General features: G+C 59.9%; 16 protein-coding genes and 1 tRNA gene. 11 read left to right on the forward strand and 6 right to left on the reverse strand.

Annotation, left to right across the window (positions count from 1 at the left end):
* Positions 1 to 62: 62 nt before the first annotated feature.
* The 11 genes from BLP65_RS05260 (at position 63) to BLP65_RS05310 (ending at position 9737) form a co-directional block, all read left to right on the forward strand.
* A complete protein-coding gene (locus BLP65_RS05260) occupies positions 63 to 980 on the forward strand; it encodes a DUF302 domain-containing protein (RefSeq protein ID WP_217631908.1) in 918 nt (305 codons plus the stop codon).
* 309 nt (positions 981 to 1289) lie between these two features.
* Entirely contained in the window at positions 1290 to 2546 is a 1257-nt protein-coding gene (glyA, locus tag BLP65_RS05265) for a serine hydroxymethyltransferase (protein WP_092993553.1), read from the forward strand.
* Positions 2547 to 2592: 46 nt separating this feature from the next.
* Entirely contained in the window at positions 2593 to 3111 is a 519-nt protein-coding gene (gene nrdR / locus BLP65_RS05270) for a transcriptional regulator NrdR (RefSeq protein WP_092993556.1), read from the forward strand.
* Positions 3111 to 4220, forward strand: coding sequence for a bifunctional diaminohydroxyphosphoribosylaminopyrimidine deaminase/5-amino-6-(5-phosphoribosylamino)uracil reductase RibD (gene ribD / locus BLP65_RS05275; protein ID WP_245688241.1), 1110 nt, complete (start codon positions 3111 to 3113; stop codon positions 4218 to 4220). The genes nrdR and ribD overlap by 1 nt, the downstream gene beginning before the upstream one ends.
* Positions 4221 to 4242: 22 nt before the next feature.
* Positions 4243 to 4905: a riboflavin synthase gene (locus BLP65_RS05280; protein WP_092993560.1), complete on the forward strand. Its 663-nt coding sequence runs from the start codon at positions 4243 to 4245 to the stop codon at positions 4903 to 4905.
* Between the two features lie 12 nt (positions 4906 to 4917).
* Positions 4918 to 6027: a bifunctional 3,4-dihydroxy-2-butanone-4-phosphate synthase/GTP cyclohydrolase II gene (gene ribBA / locus BLP65_RS05285; RefSeq protein ID WP_092993563.1), complete on the forward strand. Its 1110-nt coding sequence runs from the start codon at positions 4918 to 4920 to the stop codon at positions 6025 to 6027.
* A gap of 123 nt (positions 6028 to 6150) precedes the next feature.
* The gene (gene ribH, locus BLP65_RS05290; RefSeq protein ID WP_092993567.1) at positions 6151 to 6627 is read left to right on the forward strand and encodes a 6,7-dimethyl-8-ribityllumazine synthase; all 477 of its coding nucleotides are present in this window, start codon (positions 6151 to 6153) and stop codon (positions 6625 to 6627) included.
* Positions 6628 to 6644: 17 nt separating this feature from the next.
* Positions 6645 to 7079 (forward strand): transcription antitermination factor NusB, encoded by a 435-nt coding sequence (nusB, locus tag BLP65_RS05295; RefSeq protein ID WP_092993570.1) that lies wholly within the window; start codon positions 6645 to 6647, stop codon positions 7077 to 7079.
* 158 nt (positions 7080 to 7237) lie between these two features.
* On the forward strand, positions 7238 to 8239 hold the full coding sequence (gene thiL, locus BLP65_RS05300) for a thiamine-phosphate kinase (protein ID WP_092993573.1): 1002 nt from the start codon (positions 7238 to 7240) through the stop codon (positions 8237 to 8239).
* Positions 8223 to 8720, forward strand: a complete 498-nt coding sequence (locus BLP65_RS05305; protein ID WP_092994341.1) for a phosphatidylglycerophosphatase A family protein — start codon at positions 8223 to 8225, stop codon at positions 8718 to 8720. Before thiL ends, BLP65_RS05305 begins: the two co-directional genes overlap by 17 nt.
* Positions 8721 to 9071: 351 nt before the next feature.
* Positions 9072 to 9737 carry a retropepsin-like aspartic protease family protein gene (locus BLP65_RS05310; RefSeq protein ID WP_092993576.1) on the forward strand — a complete coding sequence of 222 codons (666 nt, stop codon included), beginning with the start codon at positions 9072 to 9074 and terminating at the stop codon, positions 9735 to 9737.
* 536 nt (positions 9738 to 10273) lie between these two features.
* On the opposite strand, the gene folE2 is transcribed toward BLP65_RS05310, so the two are convergent.
* The 6 genes from folE2 to BLP65_RS05340 all read right to left on the reverse strand — a co-directional run bounded on the left by folE2 (position 10274) and on the right by BLP65_RS05340 (position 14999).
* Positions 10274 to 11071, reverse strand: a complete 798-nt coding sequence (folE2, locus tag BLP65_RS05315) for a GTP cyclohydrolase FolE2 (protein WP_092993579.1) — start codon at positions 11069 to 11071, stop codon at positions 10274 to 10276.
* A gap of 4 nt (positions 11072 to 11075) precedes the next feature.
* The gene (gene queD / locus BLP65_RS05320) at positions 11076 to 11459 is read right to left on the reverse strand and encodes a 6-carboxytetrahydropterin synthase QueD (RefSeq protein ID WP_092993582.1); all 384 of its coding nucleotides are present in this window, start codon (positions 11457 to 11459) and stop codon (positions 11076 to 11078) included.
* A gap of 24 nt (positions 11460 to 11483) precedes the next feature.
* Positions 11484 to 13385 carry a 1-deoxy-D-xylulose-5-phosphate synthase gene (dxs, locus tag BLP65_RS05325; RefSeq protein WP_092993585.1) on the reverse strand — a complete coding sequence of 634 codons (1902 nt, stop codon included), beginning with the start codon at positions 13383 to 13385 and terminating at the stop codon, positions 11484 to 11486.
* Positions 13386 to 13652: 267 nt separating this feature from the next.
* Positions 13653 to 14537, reverse strand: coding sequence for a (2E,6E)-farnesyl diphosphate synthase (gene ispA / locus BLP65_RS05330; protein WP_092993588.1), 885 nt, complete (start codon positions 14535 to 14537; stop codon positions 13653 to 13655).
* A gap of 6 nt (positions 14538 to 14543) precedes the next feature.
* Positions 14544 to 14786, reverse strand: a complete 243-nt coding sequence (locus BLP65_RS05335; RefSeq protein WP_092993591.1) for an exodeoxyribonuclease VII small subunit — start codon at positions 14784 to 14786, stop codon at positions 14544 to 14546.
* 137 nt (positions 14787 to 14923) lie between these two features.
* Positions 14924 to 14999: transfer RNA gene (locus BLP65_RS05340), tRNA-Glu, on the reverse strand.
* Between the last annotated feature and the right edge of the window lie 41 nt (positions 15000 to 15040).

A 15040-nucleotide genomic window follows, 5' to 3' on the forward strand; every position in this document is an offset into this window, starting at 1 on the left:
GGTAACAGGTCGTCCGGCCTGTTACCCTTTTCAGGATCAAAACAATCAGGTTTGTGATGAACATGATCAAAAGATTTTTACTGACCGTTGCCATGGTGGCGGTTGCCGCCACTGCGCACGCTGCCGGCGATAATCTTAAACCCTTTCTGCTGTCGGAAGTGACCAGCGGTGATGTGGCGGAGGTGCAGGCGTCAGTGGAGCAGAAGCTCGGAGAGGCCGGTTTTGACGTGGTCGGCCGTTATTCGCCCTATCAAGGTGCGACGATTCTGGGTGTCACCTCCGATGCACTGCGTGCTGCCGCAGCCCAGTCGGAGTTCGGCGGTTACGCAGCAGTGCAGCGGGTGGCCCTGACCAGCCTCAATGGCGAGGTACAGGTCTCGTATACCAACCCCACCTACATGTCCCACGCGTACCGCATGAATGGCGATTTGGCGGAAGTCACCGCAGCGCTGGAGCAGGCGCTGGGCAACGCCGGAGCTTTCGGTCCGGACAAGGGCATGGCCTCGAAGAAAGTGCGTAAGTACCACTATATGTTCGGTATGCCCTACTTCGACGATGGGATTGAGCTTGCCAAACACGACAGTTACGAGGCGGCCGTTGCCGCTGTGGAGAAAGGCCTGAAGGAGACGGAAGGAACGACCCGGGTGTGGCGGGTCGATGTGCCCGGCAAGGAAGAAACCGTCTTCGGCGTAGGTATGGCCAAGGGGAAGGATGGCAGTAAATACGCCGATGACCCCTACATCATGGGTGAGATCGACTTCAAGGAGCTGCGCTCTACGGCCCACTTGCCCTACGAAGTGCTGGTATCGGGCGATCGGGTCTACACCTTGCCGGCGGAGTTTCGCATCGCCATCAACTTCCCGGACCTGAAAATGATGGGCTCCAACAGCTTCATGAACATCATGGAGACTCCCGATGCGGTTGAGGAACTCCTGACCCTGGGTGCGGGTGGCAAGGCCGAAAAGGCCACTTTTTGGTAAACAACACAGAGGAATGATGACGCGCGGTAAAGTAGCGAAAGTAGCATCCGCCTCTACCCGGGCCCGCGTGTTCCCCTCATTTCCCTGAGACGAATAGCTACTGGGGGGGAGAACAAACAGAAGCCCGATCACGGGCCATGGACGTCATAGACTGACTCGTGGACCGGAAGTCCGATACTAGAGCCCCGCTTGCGGGGCTTTTCTTTTACGCCAGTGAAAAAAATCCCCCGATCGGGTATTCTGTACGGCTTTTCCGGCCCGGCTCGGGGCGGTCAACGGTTCTCAACATTGCCGATTCAGGGGTAGCCGATGTTCAGCAGAGACATGCACATTGCGGGATTTGACGATGAGCTTTGGAGCGCCATGGAGAAGGAGGTGGTGCGCCAGGAGGAGCATATCGAGCTGATTGCTTCGGAAAACTACACCAGTCCGCGTGTAATGGAGGCTCAGGGGTCGGTTCTGACCAACAAGTATGCGGAAGGCTACCCCGGTAAGCGCTACTACGGCGGCTGCGAATATGTGGATGTGGCCGAGCAACTGGCCATTGATCGTGTAAAGCAGCTGTTTGGGGCCGACTACGCCAACGTCCAGCCCCATTCCGGCTCGCAGGCCAACGCCGCCGTTTACATGGCCCTGCTGCAGCCCGGTGACACCATACTGGGCATGAGCCTGGATGCCGGGGGCCACCTGACCCATGGGGCCAAACCGAATTTCTCGGGGAAGATCTACAACGCCATTCAGTACGGTCTCGACGAAGGGAGCGGAGAGATTGACTACGAGCAGGTGGAACGCCTGGCCGTTGAACACAAACCAAAGATGATTGTCGCCGGTTTTTCGGCCTATTCCCGTGTGGTGGACTGGCAGCGCTTCCGTGATATCGCCGACAAGGTGGGTGCCTGGCTGATGGTCGATATGGCCCACGTGGCGGGCCTGGTCGCCGCAGGCGTCTATCCGAACCCGGTGCCGCTGGCTGATGTCACAACCTCGACAACACACAAAACCCTGCGTGGACCGCGCGGCGGTATCATTCTCGCCAAGTCCAATCCGGACATCGAGAAAAAGCTGAACTCGCTGGTCTTCCCCGGCACCCAGGGTGGCCCGCTGATGCACGTCATCGCCGGCAAAGCCGTGGCGTTCAAGGAAGCCCTCCAGGATGACTTCAAGGCCTATCAGGAGCAGGTGGTGAAGAATGCCCGCGTCATGGCAGAGGTCTTCATGGAACGTGGGTTCGATGTGGTCTCGGGCGGCACCGACAATCACCTGTTCCTGGTAAGCCTTATCAAGCAGGAGTTGACCGGTAAGGACGCGGATGCCTGGTTGGGCGCCGCCAATATCACGGTGAACAAGAATGCCGTTCCCAATGACCCGCAGTCACCCTTTGTCACCTCCGGTATACGACTCGGTACAGCGGCCTCTACCACCCGCGGCTTCAAGGAAGCCGAATGCCGCGAGCTGGCCGGATGGATGTGCGATGTCATTGAAGGTCGGGGCAGTGAGGCCGTTATTGCCGAGACCAGACAGAAGGTTCTGGATCTCTGCAAACGCTTCCCTGTCTACCAGCGATAGAGAGCCGGGCCTCGATCCTAGCCACTAGCCACTGGAAACTGTCGTCATGCGCTGTCCGTTCTGCACTGAGCCCGACACCAGGGTGATCGATTCGCGGCTGGCGAATGAAGGGGATTCCGTTCGTCGCCGGCGCGAGTGCATCACCTGCGGAGAGCGGTTCACTACCTTCGAGACTGCTGAATTGGTGATGCCCCGCATCGTCAAGCAGGACGGTACCCGCGAGCCCTTCAGTGAAAGCAAACTGCGCCTGGGCCTGCAGCGTTCCCTGGAGAAGCGGCCGGTGGACACCGAGGCCATCGAAGGAGCGCTGAACCGGATCAAGCATCGTATCCGGGCCACCGGTGAGCGCGAAGTCGCCTCTCCCAAAGTGGGAGAGTGGGTAATGAACGAGTTGCGGGAAATGGATGAAGTGGCCTATGTCCGTTTCGCTTCCGTGTACCGCAGTTTTCAGGACGTCAATGCCTTCCGGGAGGAGATTGAGCGGCTGCAGAACGAACCTTCGTCAGAGGCGCGCCGCAGTCAACTCACTCTGCTCGATGGCGAGTCGCCCAAAAAGAAAAAGTGATGTCTGTATTTACGACCGACGACCACCGTCATATGGCACGTGCGATCGAACTCGCCGGGCGTGGGCTGTGTACGACCGATCCCAACCCCCGGGTTGGATGTGTGCTGGTGCGGGACGGCAGAGTGGTGGGCGAGGGCTGGCATGAAATCGCCGGGGGCCCCCATGCCGAAGTGGTGGCGCTTCGCAGTGCCGGCGAAGCCGCCCGGGGCGCTACTGCCTACGTGACACTGGAACCCTGCAGTCACCATGGAAAGACCGGTCCTTGTAGCGATGCCTTGATCGAAGCGGGTGTCTCTCGCGTGGTGAGCGCAATGCAGGATCCGAACCCGAGAGTCGCCGGCGAAGGGCTCGAGAGACTGCACGGGCAGGGTGTCGACGTTGCGGTTGGTCTGATGCAGCCACAGGCCGAGGCGCTGAATCCCGGTTTCGTTATGCGTATGCGCAATGGCCGTCCCTTCGTACGCGGCAAACTGGCGATGAGTCTGGACGGGCGTACGGCCATGGCCTCCGGCGAAAGTCTATGGATCACCGGCGAGGCTGCCCGCAGGGATGTTCAACGGCTTCGTGCCCGCAGTTCTGCGGTTGTCTCCGGCATTGGAACGGTGCTTTCCGATGATCCTTCGCTGAACGTCCGGCTCGAAGGGCAGGAGCGCCAGCCGCTTCGGGTTGTACTGGATCCCCGGCTCTCCATGCCGGAAACGGCAAAGATGTTGACGCTGCCCGGGAAAACGCTGGTGGTAACGGCTGCCAGCCCCGACGATGCGTGGGAGCGCCTGGAAGCCAGGGGGGCCGAAGTGGTGGCACTTCCTGACGGGCCTGACCGGATCGATCTGCCAGCCATGCTTCGGCTGCTCGCCGAACGGGAAATTAATGAGGTTCTACTGGAGACCGGAGCCATTCTGAGCGGTGCGATGCTCAGGGCCGGATTCATCGATGAATTGGTCGTTTACATGGCGCCCCGCCTGATGGGGGACAGTGCCCGCGGTCTGTTTCGGCTGCCCGGGCTGGATGCGATGGCCGATACCCTCGACCTCGAAATCGACGACATTCGGGCGGTGGGTCGGGATTGGCGGATCACCGCCCGGCCGGTCGTCAAAGCGACGGTATAGTCAGGCAGGAGAACTGGAAGCCATGTTTACCGGAATTATCGAATCCATTGGCGAGATCGCCGCACTTGAACCAAAACAGGATGATGTACGGGCGTATGTCCGTACCGGTAAGCTTGACCTGACGGATGTACAGTTGGGCGACAGTATCGCCGTGAATGGTGTCTGCCTGACGGCGGTTGAACTGCCCGGGGATGGCTTCTGGGCGGATGTCTCGGGCGAGACGCTGTCAAAAACCGGCTTCGGCGATCTCAAGGCCGGCAGCCGGGTGAATCTGGAAAAGGCGCTTACTCCCACCACCCGCCTGGGTGGTCATCTGGTCTCCGGTCATGTGGACGGGGTGGGCCGGGTACTGGAGCGTCACCCGGCGGGGCGTTCGGAGCAGTTCAGGATCGAGGCGCCCGCCGAGCTGGCGCGCTACATCGCCAAAAAAGGATCCATCAGCGTCGACGGCATCAGTCTGACGGTTAATGAAGTGAAAGGGGCGATTTTTGAGCTTAACATCGTCCCGCATACGCTGCAGGAGACCACCATGGGTGAGTTCCGGGCGGGGCGTCGCGTAAATCTGGAAGTCGACATCATTGCCCGTTACCTTGAACGCCTGATCCTTGGCGACAGGGCTGCAGAGCCGAATGGGGCGGGGATTTCGGAGGCTTTTCTCGCCGAAAACGGTTTTTTGAAGAGATAGCGAACCATTGATATGGCACTGAATACCATCGAAGAGATTATCGAGGATATCCGTCTGGGCAAGATGGTTATCCTGATGGATGATGAAGATCGGGAAAACGAGGGGGACCTGATGATGGCCTCCACGATGGTCCGTCCCGATGACATCAATTTTATGGCCCGTTACGGGCGCGGATTAATCTGCATGACCCTGACGCGGGAGCGCTGTGAACAGCTGCACCTGCCGCTGATGGTGACTAACACCAACGACAAGCACGGCACCAACTTCACGCTCTCCATCGAGGCGGCCAAAGGGGTGACCACCGGCATCTCCGCCTACGACCGGGCACATACGGTTCGCACGGCAGCGGCGCCCAATGCCGGGCCTGACGACATCGTACAGCCGGGACACATCTTTCCGCTGATGGCTCAGTCGGGCGGGGTACTGACCCGTGCCGGGCATACGGAAGCGGGTTGCGACATGGCCCGGCTGGCGGGACTGGAGCCCTCGTCGGTGATTGTCGAGATCCTCAATGAGGATGGCACCATGGCGCGCCGTCCGGACCTGGAAAAATTTGCTGAAGAGCACAACCTGAAGATTGGTACGGTTGCGGATCTTATCCACTATCGCCTGCACAACGAACCCAGTGTCGAGCGGGTGGCCGAGTGCACCATGCCCACCGAATGTGGCGAATTCCGGCTCGTCGCCTATCGGGATCTGATTGAACGGGAGTTGCACCTCGCCCTGGTGAAGGGGGAGGTAACCGAGGGTGAACCGACCCTGGTTCGGGTGCATCTGGAACATACCCTGTGTGACCTGTTTGCTAATCAGCGCGGTGACTGCGGTTGGCCGCTGCGTGACGCCCTGTGCCGCATTGCCAACGAGGGCAGCGGGGTTGCCATCATTCTCCGTCAGCACGAGGATGCGGACACCTTGATTCGTCACATCCGCGACTATCAGGTGCAGGATGAGGGGGTCACGCTTCCCAGGCAGGACAAGGTCGAAGACCTGCGGACCTACGGCATCGGCGCACAAATTCTGCTGGACCTCGGTGTGAAGAAAATGCGGGTGCTCTCGGCACCGAAGAAGATGCATGCGCTGTCCGGCTTCGGGCTGGAAGTGGTGGAGTACGTCGACGACTGACGAGGTATCGATGGGCTCGAACTATATCGGGGTCCATCAGGCCTTGTAGTCGAACGGTTTTCTCCGTGTTCTCTGTGGTTTCTATCAGAATGCGCTAGTAACCAAAATTACAGGAAAAAAGTCATGGCTGGGATCAAGAGTTTTGAGGGGGAGCTGACCGTCAGCGGTGCCAAATTCGGTATCGTCGTCAGCCGCTTCAATAGTTTTGTAGTGGAAAGCCTCCTGGACGGTGCGGTGGACACCATCAAACGCCACGGCGGTGCCGAACAGCACATCGAGGTCGTTCGGGTTCCGGGCGCCTTCGAGATGCCGCTGGCCGCCAAACGCATGGTTGCCGCCGGTCGCTACGATGCCATCATCGCACTGGGGGCAGTGATTCGCGGCGGTACTCCACACTTTGAATATGTCGCTTCGGAATGCACCAAGGGACTCGCCCAGGTCTCCCTGGATAGCGGAATCCCCATGGCATTTGGCGTGCTGACCGTCGACAGTATTGAACAGGCCATCGAACGCGCCGGGACCAAAGCCGGCAACAAGGGAGCCGAGGCCGCCATGTCCGCCATCGAGATGGTCAATTTGCTCCCCAAACTCGACGCCTGAGGAGGTCGCAACCTATTATGAGTCGCGCCCGCAGCTGCGCCCGACAGCGTGCTATTCAGGCCCTCTATCAATGGCAGGTAGGGGGCCAGGACCTTGCTGACATTGAGGCCGACTTCCTCGCGGAGCAGGATATGGAGGGCTGCGATCTCGATTATTTCTCGGAGTTGCTGCATCAGATTCCGGCTCGGCTCGACGAGTTGAACAAGGCGATCGACCCTTGCCTGGACCGGCCGATCAGTCAAGTCGACCCGGTGGAACGTGCCATCCTGAGCACCGGTGTCTATGAACTGAAGTTTCGTATCGACATTCCCTATCGTGTTGTCATCAATGAAGCGGTGGAGCTGGCCAAGATCTTCGGGGGGGAACAGGGCCACCGCTACGTGAACGGCATTCTCGACAAGGTATCGCGGACGCTGCGCAAAACCGAAGTGGAAGCGGCCCGCAAGCGCTGAAGTCGATTCGTGCGCTTCGCCTGGGGCGTAGCGAGCCGCGGGGCGCGCCTCTTGCCAGGTATTGCCTCCGCTCTGTCGGTAGGAGGGCCGCCCCGGCGCGATGGCGGTCGTGATAAAAATCATCGCGAGGGCGCGCCTTCTGCAGAGGTATCCACAAGATGGCGTTATCGGAATTTCAGCTGATTGATCGTGTTTTCGCCGCCCGGGCGGCCGCCCGGGCCGATGTATCGCTGGGGATCGGCGATGATGCAGCGCTGCTGAGTGTCCCGGCCGGTATGGAGTTGGCCGTGGCCATTGACGGGTTGCACGCCGGCATTCATTTCCCGGAAGATACCGATCCGAAGGCCATCGGTCACAAGGCGCTGGCGGTCAACCTGAGCGATCTGGCCGCAATGGGCGCGGACCCGGCCTGGGCCACGCTCTTCCTCAGCCTTCCTCATCCCGATGAAACCTTCGCCAGTCACTTCGCGGACGGATTTTTCAGCCTGGCCGAGCGTTTCGGGGTGGCACTGGTGGGGGGAGATACGGTTCGGGGGCCGCTGTGTGCCGTGGTTCAGGCGCACGGTTTTGTCCCTGCAGGGGAGGCGCTTCGCCGTAGTGGTGCCCGTCCCGGAGACGGGATTTACGTCACGGGCACTCTCGGGGATGCCGGTGCCGGCCTGGGCGTGGTACAGGGACGGCTCGATATTGCCGCTCCGGATGGGGATTTCCTGCGCAATCGGCTGGATTATCCCGAAGCCCGACTCAGAACTGGCCGGGCTCTGCGTGGAGTCGCCAGTGCGGCCATCGATGTCTCCGATGGGATCCTGTCGGACCTGGGCCATATCCTGTCGCAAAGCGGTGTCGGTGGACGTATCGAAATCGGCTGTCTGCCACGCTCGGAAGTCCTGTTGCGAACCTTGCCGGAGCCGGACGGCATCAATCTGGCCCTCAGCGCCGGTGACGATTATGAACTCTGCTTTACCGTAGCTGCCGACCATGAACCACGCCTCCAGTCGCTGGCGGAGGGGCTGGAGTGTCCCATCACCCGCATCGGCCGGATTGAATCGGAATCGGGTCTGAGGTTGATCGGTCCCGATGGTCGTATCTACGCCTGTGACGGATCCGGCTATGACCACTTCAAGGGCACTGATAATGGAAGAGATGACGGCGATCACTGAGCCGGAAGAGCGCAGCCCCCGTGAGGTCTGGAGAGACCCGCGCTGCCTGCTCGCCTTCGGATTCGGCAGCGGGTTGTCACCGGCGGCTCCGGGAACGGTGGGAACCCTGGCGGCGATACCGCTTTACCTCGTGCTGGAACCGCTCGGAGTGGGTGCCTACCTGCTGATTATGGCGCTGGTCTTCGTCATTGGTATAAGCCTCTGCACCCATGCGGCGAAGGTGCTGGGTGTGCACGATCACCCGGCCATCGTATGGGATGAATTCGCCGGCTACTTGCTGACGATGACCGCCGCACCTGCCGGCTGGCAGTGGCCGCTTATCGGCTTTGTCTTGTTTCGTTTTTTCGATATCGTAAAACCCTGGCCTATCGGCTGGGTGGATCGTCGCGTGAGCGGCGGGTTCGGAATCATGATCGACGATATCCTGGCAGCAGTCCCCGCCTGGTTTCTCTTGCAAGGCGCGGCGCGGATTCTGGGCTGAGCCTCCTGAAGAACTTAACGATTCAGACCCCTTTTGGATTTCTAACCACGAGGAACATGGGGCGCACCGGGAGAAAAAGATCGGATAACCTGTTTTGCCCGTGGTTACCATTCGTCGTTGATTTGGGCCTGTGCAGCAGGGGGGGTACGGCTCGCGGTCTAAATCAAGGGCAGTACGGCTAAGCACGCCAAGAAGCAACTTCTACTACCTATTTCACCCCGTGCGCCCCGTGATCCCCGTGGTGCAAACGCCGTTCTTCAGGCCCGGCTCAGCGATTTCCTTGTTATCGTCCGGGCATGGCGGTAGCTTTGGTTAGTCTGAATACACCTGCGATCAGGTAAGGAGAGCCTCATGGGCAGGAAGGCCAGTTTCTCACCACTGCGAAGCGCTGTATCGGCGCTCCTTTTCGGCGCCGCGATGGTCGTCTGGGCCGGTCCGAACATTATCGTGCTGGGACTGTTCAGCGGTAAGGCAGTGCTCACCATTGACGGAGAACGCCGGGTGCTTTCCGAGGGTGATATCAGTCCTGAAGGGGTGCGATTGATCCAGGCGGACAGCGAGGGGGCGGTGGTCGAGGTGGAGGGCCGGCGCGAGCGATTGGCACTCGGGACCCATATCGGCTCAACATTCAGTGCCGCCAAACAGCGAGAGGTCCGAATCTGGCCCGATACCGGCGGCATGTATACCATTGACGGGTCAATCAACGGCTACTCCATCACCTTCATGGTCGATACCGGAGCCACCCTGGTATCGATGAATTCAACCGAAGCCAGACGGCTGGGGGTCGACTACCTGCGGGATGGTCGTCCGGCCATGCTGGAGACGGCTTCCGGCCGTGAAAAGGCGTATCGGGTGAACCTGGACAGGATATCGGTAGGGGAGATCAAGGTCCGCAATGTGCCTGCGGTCGTGCTGGAGGGAAACCTGCCGAGCAGAACGCTGCTCGGGATGTCGTTTCTTGACCAACTGGATATGCAACGGGACGGCAAGGCGCTGGTGTTGCGCTCGAAATGGTGATCGAAGCCCGTCCCGGGATATCAGCAGTGTAGTTGCCGCGAGGGGCTTTCGAGTCGCCCTGGGTGGACCAGGCGCACATGCACCCTCCGTCCGGGTTGCCATGTCGACAGGGCGCGCCGTAATCCACCGCATGGGCACCAGTGTACTGTTGCATGCTTGGCGGTGCTTTCAGCGAGCCGCTGGCCGGCCAGATGCAAGGCGCGTTTCGCAGGGAATGGTGTGCCCTTTTCAAGAAACGCAACGCCGCAGATGGCCGGCCAGCGGCTCGCCCGGAGGGAGCCCCCCAAAAAACGCCATGACGGCGTTGCAGCGCTTGACAAGGGGATAACCATTGCCTGCGCGCTGCGCCTTGTCCTGACGTTTTTGGGGGGCTCTGAAAGTATCGCCAAGCATGCAACAGTACACTAGGAGCCTGTCCGAGAACAGCTATGGGCTCCAAAATGTAGGTTGGCGCTGAGGAACGAAGCCTAACAAAATCGCGTTGGGGTTCGCATAGCTCACCCCAACCTAAAAAAACGATGTTCTCGGACAGGCCACTAGAGCCGCTTGTCTTTCTCGATGAGTGCGTAGGCGGAGTGGTTGTGGATGGATTCGAAATTTTCCGATTCCACCACATATTGGGCGATGCGGTCGTCGGCATTCAGGCGCACGGCGATATCGCGGACGATGTCTTCCACGAATTTCGGATTGTCATAGGCGCGTTCCGTCACCATCTTTTCGTCCGGCCTCTTGAGCAGACCGTAGAGCTCGCAGGAGGCTTCCGACTCGACCAGGTCGATGATGTCCTCGATCCACACGAATCCGCGGGTTTCGACGGCAACCGTAACGTGGGAGCGTTGGTTATGGGCACCCCGTTCAGAGATTTTCTTGGAACAGGGACAGAGACTGGTGACCGGGACAATTACCTTCACCTTCAGCTTCGGTTCGCCGTTAGCCACCTCGCCAATGAAGGTGACATCGTAGTCCATCAGGCTTTCAACACCCGAGATCGGCGCCTTCTTGTTCACGAAGTAGGGGAAGACCATCTCGATGTGCCCCGCTTCGGCCTCTAGCAACTCGGTCATCTCCGACAGCATGTCCTTGAAGGATTCCACCGACAGTTCCCGTTCATGCCGATTGATAATCTCCACGAAGCGGGACATGTGCGTGCCCTTGAAATTGTGGGGCAGGTTCACATACATGTTGAAGTTGGCAATCGTGTGCTGTTCCCCGCCGCTGCGGTCGCGGATCCGCACCGGATGGCGAATATCCTTGATGCCCACTTTGTTAATCGGAATGCGCCGGGTATCCTCGCTGCTCTGGACGTCGGCAATCGGCTGACAGGGTTTGTTCATAGATTCATCCTTCCTCGGTATAGCGGACGCAGGCGCGCTCCGTCTCCCAAAGCGTAATGGCGCAGACCTTCACCCGTTGATCGTTCAACCGTTCCCCGATCTGGCGGTAGATATAGGCCGCCATGTTTTCGGCAGTGGGATTGAGCTCATCGAACGGTGGTATCTCGTTGAGATACCGGTGATCGAGCTCTTCGGTTACCTCTCGGGCTGCCTGCTTGATTCTCTTGAAATCAACGACCATACCCATACGGTCAAGCGCCGGTGCAGCCACTTCCACTTCGACTTTCCAGTTGTGGCCGTGCAGATGCTGACAATCGCCCGGATAATCCCTCAATGAGTGGGCTGCGGCGAAGTCGGTCACCACCTTGAGCGTATATTGCGCCGTCATGGTTTTAGATAGTTGACTTAATCACTAAGAATTTACGCGGGTCGCTGGCGTTTGGCAAGCGCTGGTGCCAAGCCGCGCCTGAATGGCGCCGATTATACCATCGCGGTCCAGGCCGCAGGCCGCGAGCAGCTGTTCGCGTGTGCCCTGTTCGATAAAGACATCCGGCAGCCCGAGCTGCAGTAGTGGTGTTGTGGTTGCGTGGGCGGCCAGGCTTTCGCCAATCGCGGAGCCCGCTCCGCCCATCAGCGCGTTGTCCTCCACGGTGACCAGCAGATCGTGGGAGCCCGCAGCCTCCAGGAGCGCCTGCGTGTCCAGCGGTTTGATGAAACGCATGTTGTAGACGCTGGCATCGAGCACTTCTGCCGCGGCGAGCGCCTCCTGAACAAGGCTGCCGAAGGCCAGAATGGCGATCTTCCGGCCCTGCCGGCGCCGTTCGGCCTTGCCGAGGGGGAGGGCTTCCATGGTCTTGTTCACCGCGGTACCCGGCCCGGTACCACGCGGATAACGAACAGCTGCCGGGCCGTTCTGCATAAAGCCGGTGTAAAGCATCTGCCGACATTCGTTCTCATCGCTGGCTGCCATGATGATCAGGTTCGGGATACAGCGCAGGAAGCTGAGATCATAGTTTCCGGAATGCGTCGGACCGTCCGCTCCCACCAGACCACCCCGGTCGATGGCGAACAGCACCGGCAGGTTCTGCAGGGCGACATCATGAATCAACTGGTCATAGGCGCGCTGCAAAAAGGTCGAGTAGATCGCCACCACCGGTTTGATGCCATCACACGCCAGGCCCCCCGCCAGTGTCACCGCGTGCTGCTCGGCGATGCCGACGTCAATGTAACGCTCCGGAAACCGTTCCGAGAATTCCACCAGTCCGGAACCTTCCCTCATGGCTGGTGTGATGCCGACCAGGCTTTCATCGCTGGCGGCCATGTCACACAGCCAATCACCGAACACTCGTGTGTAGGTGGGGCCGCTTCCACTCCCCTGCATCTCGCCCGTTTCCGGATCAAAGGCTGAGACACCATGGTATGCACAAGGGTTCGCTTCGGCCGGTGCGAAACCCTTGCCCTTGCGCGTGACCACGTGAAGAAACTGGGGTCCGTTCAGGGATTTCAGGTTGCCGAGGGTTTTCACGAGGTTCTCGACATCGTGCCCGTCAACCGGGCCGATATAGTTGAATCCGAGTTCCTCGAACAGCGTCCCCGGGACCACCATGCCCTTGGCGTGTTCCTCGACGCGGCGGGCCAGCTCCCACATGGGTGAGGGCATGGTCTGCAGGACCTTTTTGGAGCCTTCGCGCATGGTGGAGTAGAACTTGCCGGACAGCATCCGCGCCAGATAATTGGAGAGGCCGCCGACATTCGGTGAAATCGACATCTCGTTGTCGTTGAGTACCACGAGCAGATTGGCATCGAGGTCGCCGGCATGGTTGAGCGCCTCGAACGCCATGCCGGCCGTCATGGCACCATCACCAATCACCGCGACCACCCGGCGGCCGCTATGCTGCTGTTGCGCAGCGAGGGCCATCCCGAGGGCTGCACTCACCGAGGTACTGGAGTGGCCCACGCCAAACGTATCGTAGGGGCTCTCGTCGCGCTTCGGGAAACCGGCGAGACCGTTCAGCTGTCGCAAGGTCGACATCTGCTTGCGGCGTCCCGTCAGGATCTTGTGGGGATAGCTCTGGTGGCCGACATCCCAGACGATGCGATCTTCGGGAGTATCGAAGACGTAATGGAGGGCAATCGTGAGCTCAACCGCGCCCAGGCCCGCCGACAGATGACCCCCGGTGCGGCCGATCGAGCCGATCATGAAGCTGCGCAACTCTTCTGCCAGCTGTTTGAGTTGCGGGGGAGATAACTCCTTCAGCTGATCGGGATAATCGATCCGATCGAGGAGGGAAGCGGAGGCATTGTGATCGGGCATCAGAGCGTATTAGTGCGGAAAACCGTTAATGATGGTACGGCCCGGGCGGGGTTGCAAGTCGGGGTAACCCCGGGCGCCCGGCGTGTCTGAATTAGCAGCCCGTCGGACTTAACCGATCGTAGCGAGGGAAAGCCGGTTTGAGACAGATTTTCCGATTTTTGGAGGCGAATAGTGGGCCCATTTAACGAAAAAAATCGGAAAATATGGCCAAACCCGGCTTTTCCGCAGTAGATTAGCGTTGAGTCCGACAGGCTGCTAAACATCGGTTCAGTTGGCCCGTTTTACAATATAGTCGGCCAGAGCTCTCAATGGATCAGCCGAAGGCCCGAACGGTTTCAGGTCATCAAGAGCCCGCCGATGCAGGGCCCTGGTCTTTTCCCTGGCACCTTCCAGGCCCAACAGCGCCGTGTAGGTCGGTTTCCGGCGTGCAGCATCCGATCCCTGGGGCTTGCCGAGTGTTTCCGTGTCGGCTACTACGTCCAGAATATCGTCACGGATCTGAAACGCAAGCCCGACGGCTCGGGCGTAGTCGTCCAGACGCTCCAGGGTTTCCGGCACTGTGGTCGGCTGGCTCAGAACCCCCAGCCGGACGCCGGCCCGGATCAGGGCGCCGGTCTTGTAGGCATGCATGGTCTCCAGCTGCTCCAGGGTGAGCTGCTGACCCACCGCTTCCATATCGATGGCTTGTCCGCCGCACATGCCGCGGGATCCGGCAGCGGAGGCCAATTCACGAATCATCGCCATAGGTATGGTGGCATTCACGGAATCTTGCTCCGCGAGGACTTCAAAGGCCAGCGACTGCAGCGCATCGCCAACCAGAATGGCCGTGGCTTCACCGAATGCCTTGTGGCAGGTGGGCTTTCCCCGGCGAAGGTCATCGTCATCCATGGCCGGGAGATCATCGTGAACAAGAGAGTAGGCGTGGATCAGTTCGATGGCCGCTGCGGGGGCATCGAGTTCCGCCGGCGCTGTGCCGACGGCCTGTCCGGCGGCATAAACGAGAACCGCTCGAACCCGCTTGCCACCGCCAAGGGCCGCATAGCGCATCGCCTCGTGTAGATACCCGGGGAGGTCATTCGCAGACGGCAATGATTTTTCCAGAACCTTCTCGGCCCGCTCCCGGTAATCCTCGAGAAGCTGTTCAACGGCCATCAGCGGCTACTCGCCGCTGCCTTCGAAAGGCTCCAGCGGTTCGCCATCGCTCTTCTCGACCAGCTGCTGCACCTTCTGTTCCGCCTCCTGAAGCGCCTTCTGACAGGCGCGGGTCAGTTCGATGCCGCGCTCGAAATCCTTTAGTGAATCCTCCAGGGTGAGATCGCCATGCTCCATCCGCTCGACCAGCTGCTCCAGCTCCTCGAGGGATCTCTCGAAATCGAACCGATCACTATTGGTCTTTGCCACAGGGTTTGCTCCCGGGGAGTCGTGTGTAGGGCACTTATTAGAAGTGCTCCCTAGTCTATTATCTCACGACGGTGCGCGGCCGGCGGTTTCCAATCGCACCAATAAAAAGCCGCCGGACGGGGCCGGCGGCTAGGATTTGGTGCTCCCAAGGGGAATCGAACCCCTGTTACCGACGTGAGAGGCCGGCGTCCTGGACCGCTAGACGATGGGAGCAAATATTCGCGTGGCGACCCTTACAGTCGCCCCCGAAGAGC

Origin of the sequence: Thiohalomonas denitrificans, assembly GCF_900102855.1 — a bacterium.
Classification (GTDB): domain Bacteria; phylum Pseudomonadota; class Gammaproteobacteria; order Thiohalomonadales; family Thiohalomonadaceae; genus Thiohalomonas; species Thiohalomonas denitrificans.